This is a genomic window from Nocardia sp. A7 (genome assembly GCF_046549215.1).
Lineage (GTDB): Bacteria > Actinomycetota > Actinomycetes > Mycobacteriales > Mycobacteriaceae > Nocardia.
The window spans coordinates 595,969-603,853 of record NZ_JAJPWE010000001.1 but is presented as its reverse complement, the minus strand read 5'-3'; the positions used below and the strand labels follow the sequence as shown (position 1 = coordinate 603,853).

At 68.3% G+C, this 7,885-nt stretch carries 8 protein-coding genes; 7 read left to right on the top strand and 1 reads right to left on the bottom strand.

Translation table 11 applies throughout. From position 1 onward, the window contains the following. Positions 1-51 precede the first annotated feature (51 nt). Positions 52-474: an AMP-binding protein gene (locus ACLJPD_RS02690; RefSeq protein WP_410870091.1), complete on the bottom strand. Its 423-nt coding sequence runs from the start codon at positions 472-474 to the stop codon at positions 52-54. A 394-nt stretch (positions 475-868) separates the two neighbouring features. Between ACLJPD_RS02690 and ctaD the strand changes: the two genes are divergently transcribed. From ctaD to ACLJPD_RS02655, 7 genes are all read left to right on the top strand, one after another. Then, entirely contained in the window at positions 869-2,611 is a 1,743-nt protein-coding gene (ctaD, locus tag ACLJPD_RS02685; RefSeq protein ID WP_410870090.1) for a cytochrome c oxidase subunit I, read from the top strand. 81 nt (positions 2,612-2,692) lie between these two features. Then, positions 2,693-3,922 carry a phosphoserine phosphatase SerB gene (serB, locus tag ACLJPD_RS02680; RefSeq protein ID WP_410871898.1) on the top strand — a complete coding sequence of 410 codons (1,230 nt, stop codon included), beginning with the start codon at positions 2,693-2,695 and terminating at the stop codon, positions 3,920-3,922. Positions 3,923-4,023: 101 nt separating this feature from the next. Next, positions 4,024-4,794 (top strand): peptidyl-tRNA hydrolase, encoded by a 771-nt coding sequence (locus ACLJPD_RS02675; protein WP_410870089.1) that lies wholly within the window; start codon positions 4,024-4,026, stop codon positions 4,792-4,794. A gap of 159 nt (positions 4,795-4,953) precedes the next feature. Next, entirely contained in the window at positions 4,954-5,109 is a 156-nt protein-coding gene (locus ACLJPD_RS02670) for a hypothetical protein (RefSeq protein WP_410870088.1), read from the top strand. 18 nt (positions 5,110-5,127) lie between these two features. Next, positions 5,128-5,964, top strand: a complete 837-nt coding sequence (locus tag ACLJPD_RS02665) for an ABC transporter ATP-binding protein (protein ID WP_410870087.1) — start codon at positions 5,128-5,130, stop codon at positions 5,962-5,964. Positions 5,965-6,178: 214 nt separating this feature from the next. Beyond that, positions 6,179-6,985: an NUDIX hydrolase gene (locus tag ACLJPD_RS02660; RefSeq protein WP_410870086.1), complete on the top strand. Its 807-nt coding sequence runs from the start codon at positions 6,179-6,181 to the stop codon at positions 6,983-6,985. 10 nt (positions 6,986-6,995) lie between these two features. Further along, a complete protein-coding gene (locus ACLJPD_RS02655; protein WP_410870085.1) occupies positions 6,996-7,772 on the top strand; it encodes an enoyl-CoA hydratase-related protein in 777 nt (258 codons plus the stop codon). Positions 7,773-7,885 lie beyond the last annotated feature (113 nt).

Genomic DNA, 7,885 nt, shown 5'->3' with positions numbered 1-7,885 from the left:
TACTGCGCTCTATGTTCATTCTGGACCTGTTCGGAGCGCATCGGAATGGGTTCAGCAGACTGCGCGCAGTTCGGTGACCGCGAGCGGCGCGTCGGAGCTGACCAGATAGCGCTGCAGGGTCGAGCGGTCGTCGAGCACCAGCCAGTCGCCTGCGTCGTCGAGCTCGGCCAAGCGGGCCTTGGTCGTGATCCCGAATCCGGCGCCGGGGGCGGTGGCCGCGCCGTCGGTCAGCGTCACCGGGATCGCACCGATCTTGCGCACCGCCGCGTCGGCGACGACCGACTCGATCCGCGGATCGACGGCGAGGGCGATCCGGTCGCCCGCGTCGGCGCCACGCCCGAGCAGCAGTCGGGCCAGGCGGTTCGCCCAACGGTCCAGGTCGGCGTCGGCGAGTCGGCCTGCCGCGATCGGGGCGCCGGAACGGCTGCGCATCGGGATGACGTTGCTGGCGGGCGCGGTGACCATGGTGCTCATCGGGATCCCCTTGAAGGCGTGTCGGGTGTTTTGGGTACACCTCTAATGTCGTCTTCGGGAGGCAGATCCGACAGCAACCCCAGCGTTGGTGCGTCGACTCCAAGGGGGATCGATTACCACCCCTAGGTGGGCGAACCACAGCGCCGTCGCGCGGCTGTCGCTGATGACGCGCCGGGCACCGAAAAGTCGTCGCCGACAACCATTGCACCCACGCGACCTGCGGAGGAAGATCGGGAACGCGAACTACGGCGCGCCGAATACGACACAGAGTAGGACCCGCGCGGAATGCTGCGGCAGCACGGTTTACGATTCACTCCAACGCATGTCTGCTGCTGTTCGTTCCTAAAGACGCGGCGGTTCTGCGAGTGACGTACAGGCATCTTCAGGAGGATCAGTGACTGCGGTAGAGCCCAGGCCAGTCCCTCAGTTGGAAGCGACTCGACCGTATCCGGCCCGGACCGGGCCGAAGGGCTCGTTCCTCTACAAGGCGGTCACCACCACCGACCCCAAGGTGCTCGGCACCATGTACCTGGTGACGGCGATCAGCTTCTTCATGATCGGCGGCCTCATGGCGCTGCTCATGCGTGGTGAGCTCGCGCGTCCGGGTCTGCAGTTCCTCTCGCCGGAACAGTTCAACCAGCTGTTCACCATGCACGGCACGATCATGCTGCTGTTCTACGCGACGGCGATCGTGTTCGGCTTCGCCAACATCGTCCTGCCGCTGCAGATCGGCGCCCCCGACGTCGCCTTCCCGCGACTGAACGCGTTCAGCTACTGGCTGTACCTGTTCGGCGCCTCCATGGCGACCGCGGGCTTCGTGACCCCCGGCGGCGCGGCGGACTTCGGCTGGACGGCCTACGTGCCGCTGACCGACATCCTGCACTCGCCCGGTGTCGGCACCGACCTGTGGATCCTGGGTCTGGCCGTGTCCGGTCTCGGCACCATCCTCGGTGGCGTCAACATGCTCACCACCGTGGTCTGCCTGCGCGCACCCGGTATGACCATGTTCCGCATGCCGATCTTCACCTGGAACATCGCGGTCACCTCGGTCCTGGTGCTGCTGGCGTTCCCGCTGCTCACCGCGGCGCTGTTCGGTCTGGCCTACGACCGTCACCTCGGTGGTCACATCTACGACCCGGCCACCGGCGGCATCCTGCTCTACCAGCACCTGTTCTGGTTCTTCGGCCACCCCGAGGTCTACATCATCGCGCTGCCGTTCTTCGGCATCGTGTCGGAGATCTTCCCGGTGTTCAGCCGTAAGCCGATCTTCGGTTACACCACGCTGGTCTACGCGACGCTGGGTATCGCGGCGCTGTCGATCGCGGTGTGGGCGCACCACATGTACGCCACCGGCGCAGTGCTGCTGCCGTACTTCTCCTTCATGACCTTCCTCATCGCGGTCCCGACCGGTGTGAAGTTCTTCAACTGGATCGGCACGATGTGGAAGGGGCAGCTGACCTTCGAGACACCGATGTTGTGGTCGATCGGCTTCCTGGTGACCTTCCTCTTCGGTGGTCTGTCGGGCGTCATCCTGGCCTCGCCGCCGCTGGACTTCCACGTCACCGACTCGTACTTCGTCGTCGCGCACTTCCACTACGTGCTCTTCGGCACCATCGTGTTCGCGACCTTCGCCGGTATCTACTTCTGGTTCCCGAAGATCACCGGTCGCATGATGGACGAGCGGCTGGGCAAGTGGCACTTCTGGACCACCTTCGTCGGCTTCCACACCACCTTCCTGGTCCAGCACTGGCTGGGTGCCGAGGGCATGCCGCGTCGTTACGCCGACTACCTGCCGTCCGACGGTTTCACCACGCTGAACACGATCTCCACGATCGGTGCGTTCATCCTTGGCTCGTCGATGCTGCCGTTCATCTGGAACGTCTTCAAGAGCTACCGCTACGGCGAGGTCGTCACGGTCGACGATCCGTGGGGTTACGGCAACTCCCTCGAGTGGGCCACCACCTGCCCGCCGCCGCGCCACAACTTCTACGAGCTGCCGCGCATCCGGTCCGAGCGTCCCGCGTTCGAGCTGCACTACCCGCACATGGTCGAGCGCATGAAGGCCGAAGCGCACGTCGGCTGGGGCTCGGGTAAGCACAGCACGCACGTGTCCGAAGGCGCGCTCGCGAAGAAGTAAGACACCACGCAACGATAGGGTGTGCACCTGCTGACGAACCAGCAGGTGCACACTCTTTTTGTGGGTAATCGAACGGAGCAGATCGACTTGGCCGACACCACAGTTCTCGTGACCGTCACCGGCCCCGACCGACCGGGCGTCACCTCGGTGCTGCTGGCGACGTTGTCCCGGCATCGGGTGAGCCTGCTGGATGTGGAGCAGGTGGTCATCAGGGGCCGCCTCACCCTCGGGGTGCTGGTGTCGTGCCCCAGCGACCCCGAGGCGTTGCAGGACGAGCTCGAAGAGGCGATGAACACCGTCGGCATGCAGGTCGACGTGTCGGTCGACGCGCAGATCGGCAAGCCGCCGATGCCGTCGCACGCGGTCGTGGTGCTCGGCGCCCCCGTCACCGCGCGGGCGTTCAGCGCGATCTCCCGCGAACTCGCAGGCCGCGGTGCCAATATCGACTCGATCCGTGGCATCGCCGACTACCCGGTTGTCGGCATGGAACTGATGGTCACCGCCACCGACACCACCGCCGAAGGCGATGCGGCGCTGCGTACCGCGCTGGCCGAGGTGGCGGTCGCCGAACGGGTCGACATCGCCGTCGAACGGGCCGGGCTGGCACGCCGTGCCAAGCGCCTCATCGTGTTCGACGTCGACTCCACGCTGATCACGGGCGAAGTGATCGAGATGCTGGCCGCGCACGCCGGCGTCGAGGAGCAGGTCCGCGAGGTCACCGAAGCCGCGATGCGCGGCGAGATCGATTTCGCCGAATCGCTGCGTCAGCGGGTGGCCACCCTCGAGGGTCTGGACGAGTCGGTGATCGAGGAGGTCGCCGACCGGATCGAGCTCACCCCGGGCGCCCGCACCACGATTCGCACCCTGCGCAGGCTCGGCTTCCACTGCGGTGTCGTCTCCGGTGGGTTCCGGCAGGTGATCGAGCCGCTCGCGCACGAACTGGAACTCGATTTCGTGCAGGCCAACACCCTGGAGATCATCGACGGCAAGCTCACCGGGCGGGTCGTCGGCGAGATCGTCGACCGGGCGTTCAAGGCGACCGCGCTGCGCAAGTTCGCGGCCGAGGCGGGCGTGCCGATGGAACAGACCGTCGCGGTCGGGGACGGCGCCAACGACATCGACATGCTCAACGCGGCCGGGCTCGGCGTGGCATTCAATGCCAAGCCCGCGCTGCGCGAGGTGGCCGACACCGCGCTGTCGCATCCCTACCTGGACGCCGTGCTGTTCATCCTCGGCGTCACCCGCGACGAGGTGGAAGCGGCCGACGCGCGCGACGGTGGCGTGCGCCGGGTTCCCCTGCTCGGCCGTTAGCGATTCCACGCGGAGTCAGGGTCTCCACGACTCCCGAACGCCGCGCGACGGCGTCATTAGGCTGGCGGACGGACTGGTGTCGATCGAACGGGTGTTGTGGCATGGGTAGTGGGTGGGAAACCGAGGCGCAGGTCCGCGACGAGGCGGCCGAATTCGCCGCTCGGCATGCGGAACTGGCGCGGGGTTACGGCGGCAACGGTGACCCGGGCGACCCCGCGATGGTGCAGGCGATGCAGATGGTGTTGCACATTCCCAAGGCCGACCCGCCTGCCCGCAGTGCCCTGCTGGAAGCGGCGGCCGCCGCGGCGGTCGCGGTGTGCCTCGACCCGCGTTCGGGGCCGGGCGGGGAGTGGGAACCGCGGTATCTGGCGTGGAAGCGGTCGCGGATCAGGAAGGTCGCCCGGCGGGCGCGTGGTGCGCAGTGGGTGGCCGCGGGCGACGTCGACGGGGTGACGGTCGATGTCGACGGCGCGCAGGCGCGCGCGTTCGTCCCCGGCCCGGTCGGGGAGATCGATCAGCGCATCCGCAGACTCCAGATCGGCGGTACCGACCTCGACCACGATGAGCCGGGCCCGGTGGATCCCAGGTCGCCGGTGCTGTGGGTGAACGCGGCGCTGGAGATGTCGGTGGGTAAGGCCGCCGCACAGGTCGGGCACGCGAGCATGCTGCTCGCGGGTGCGTTGCCCGTGGCCGCAGCGGCAGCGTGGGCCGACCGCGGGTTCCGGTGCGCCGTGCGCGACGCCGACGAACAGCGGTGGGCGGAGTTGGTGGCCGAGGTGAACGCGGGTCGTGCGGTGGCTGTGCGCGACGCCGGTTTCACCGAGGTGGCGCCCGGCTCGATGACGGTGATCGCGGTGCCCGCACGGGAGTGATCGCTGCGCCACGCGCGGGCTGAATCCGACAGTTGGGCCGAATCCGACAGTTGGGAGGCGGATTTCGCGACTCGCCGCGCCAACGCGGTGTGCTGCCGGTGCCGCACGGGTATACGTATCCGATAGCCAGGCCACATCAAGGCACAGGGAGGTTCCGCGATGACGACATTTGTGGTGATCCTGATCGTCTGGGTGGTGCTGTCGGTGCCCTTGTCGTTGATCGCCGCGCGGATGTTGCGCAGCGAGGTTCGCAACGCGGGTGACCCGTCGACGACCGGGATCGACGAATCTCGCACGGGCCGGTCGCTGCGCTGAGAGCCCGCGTGGGCCAAGATGGAGCGCGTGTCGCAACCCGATCCCGATCTGCTCATCGACTTCTCCGACGTGACCATCCGCCGCTCGGGCCGAACCCTGGTCGGCCCTGTCTCTTGGCAAGTAGAGCTCGACGAACGCTGGGTGGTGCTCGGCCCGAACGGCGCGGGCAAGACCTCGCTGCTACGGATGGCCGCCGCCGAACTCCATCCGACCTCCGGTACCGCGAATCTGTTGGGGGAGACGCTCGGTCGCGTCGACGTCAGCGAATTGCGGCCACGCATCGGCTTGTCCTCGGCGGCGGTGGCCAGCCGTATCCCGGTGGACGAGAAGGTCAGTGACCTCGTGGTCTCGGCCGGTTACGCGGTGCTCGGCCGCTGGCGCGAACGCTACGAGGACATCGACACCGAACGCGCTGTAGACATGCTCGAAACCCTTGGCGCCGAACACCTTTCCGACCGCACCTACGGCACCCTGTCCGAAGGCGAACGCAAGCGGGTGCTCATCGCGCGTGCCCTGATGACCGATCCGGAACTGTTGCTGCTCGACGAACCGGCCGCGGGCCTCGACCTGGGTGGGCGCGAGGAACTCGTCGAGCGTCTCGGCGATCTCGCCGCCGACCCCGACGCGCCCGCGATGGTGCTGGTGACCCATCACGTCGAGGAGATCCCGCCCGGCTTCACCCACGCGCTCCTGCTCAAGGAGGGCGAGGTGGTCGGCCAGGGGCTGTTGGGCGATGTGCTCACCGCCGAGAATCTGAGCAACGCGTTCAGTCAGTCGATCGCCCTCGACCGGGTCGACGGGCGATGGTTCGCGCGGCGGGCTCGCCGTTCAGGCGGTCACCGGCGCCGGAACTGAACCGCGGCTCGATGCGCTGATACACGGCTTTATAGCTGGTTGTCGCCGTTTCCGGTAGGGCGTCCGACAGGTTGGGGATCTCGACGCACCGCCGACCAAGCGGGCGTTAGGGTGCTGAGAGGTCGGCTGCGCTCGAAAGCGGTAGCCGGGTGCGCCGGGAAACCGGTGCGGTGTCGGTCGCCGAGCAGTCGGTTCGGTGGTGGAGAGGAACGGTATGAGTGAGTCCGGGGTCCCCGCGCGGGATGCGTCGACCGTGATGCTGGTGCGGGACGGCGAGTCGGGTATCGAGGTGTTCCTGCAGCGCCGGGTCAAGGCGATGGCGTTCGCGGCGGGGGTGACGGTGTTCCCCGGCGGTGGTGTCGACGGGGCCGACGGGACGGCCGACATCGCCTGGACCGGCCCCGAACCCGCCTGGTGGGCAGAACGTTTCGCGACCGACGCACAGACCGCGCAGGCGCTGGTCGCCGCCGCCGTGCGCGAGACCTTCGAAGAATGCGGCGTGCTCCTGGCCGGACCGACCGCGGATTCGGTCGTCGATGACTCGGCGCGCTATCGCGAGGCGCGGGGCAAGCTGGAACGCCGTGAATTGTCGCTCGCCGATTTCCTCGCGGCCGAGGGCTTGGTCCTGCGCGCCGATCTGCTCCGCCCGTGGTCGAACTGGATCACCCCCGAGGCCGAACCCCGCCGCTACGACACCCGCTTCTTCGTCGCGGTGCTCCCGAAGGGCCAGATCGCCGACGGCGCCACCACCGAGGCCGCCCAGGTGATCTGGCAGACACCGCAGGACGCACTGGCGAGCTGGCGTGCGGGCGAACACGTGCTGATGCCACCGACATGGTCGCAGCTCGACGCGTTGTGCGGGTTCGCCGACACCGCGGCCGTGCTGGCCGCCGACCAATTCATCGAGCCGATCATGCCGCAGTACGCGCCGGGCGAGGGCGGGCGCCCGTTGTCGAACTTCCCCGACAACGAACGGTATTTCGACGAGCTGCCGCGGTTGGGTGCCTTCGGCGGCCGGTAGGTTTGCTGCCATGGCCGAATTCGTGACCCTCGAGCTGCCCGCCGAGCCGACCACCCGTGGCGTTGCGCTGCTGCGCATCGATCGTCCGCCGCTGAACCTCGTCGACGCCCAGCTGGCCCGTGAGGTGGCGGCCGCGGCGGCCACGGTGGCCGACCATCCCGCAGTCTCGGCGTTGATCGTCTACGGCGACGAACGGGTGTTCAGCGCGGGCGACGAGATGGCGGAGCTGGCCGCACTCGACGCCGGACAGGCCGCCGCTATGGCCGCCGATCTGCAGGCCGCGCTCGGCTGTCTCACCCGGGTTCCCCAGCCCACGGTCGCCGCGATCACCGGCTACTGCCTCGGCGCAGGCCTCGAACTCGCGCTCGGCGCCGACCATCGGATCGTCGGCGACAACGTGAAACTCGGTCTGCCGCAGATCAAAGCGGGCCTGATCCCGCTTTCCGGTATCCGCCGGCTCTCGCTGCTGATCGGCGCGAGCCGGGCCAAGGACCTCGTCTACACCGGTCGTTTCGTCGACGCCGAGGAAGCCGCGAAGCTCGGTCTGGTCGATGAGGTCGTCGCGCCCGACGATGTCCTCACCGCCGCCCGCGCCTGGGCCGCCCAGTTCGTCACCGCCGCTCCCCGCGCCCTCGCCGCCGCCAAGGCGGTCTTCGAATCCGGACCGCACGGCCACTCGACCGCCGTCACCGAATGGTCGGCCCTGTTCGACACCGACGACGCCCGCACCGGCACCCGAACCTTCGCCGCGGAAGGCCCCAACGCCGCCACCTTTACCGGGCGGTAGCTGGGTCGCCTCGCCGAGCTCTCGGCCGCAGCCGCGGCGGCGTACCAGGCGTGCGAATTCGCGCCGCGCCGGGTGAGGTGGCTGGGGAGTTACCGGCGCCCGCGCGAGACGGA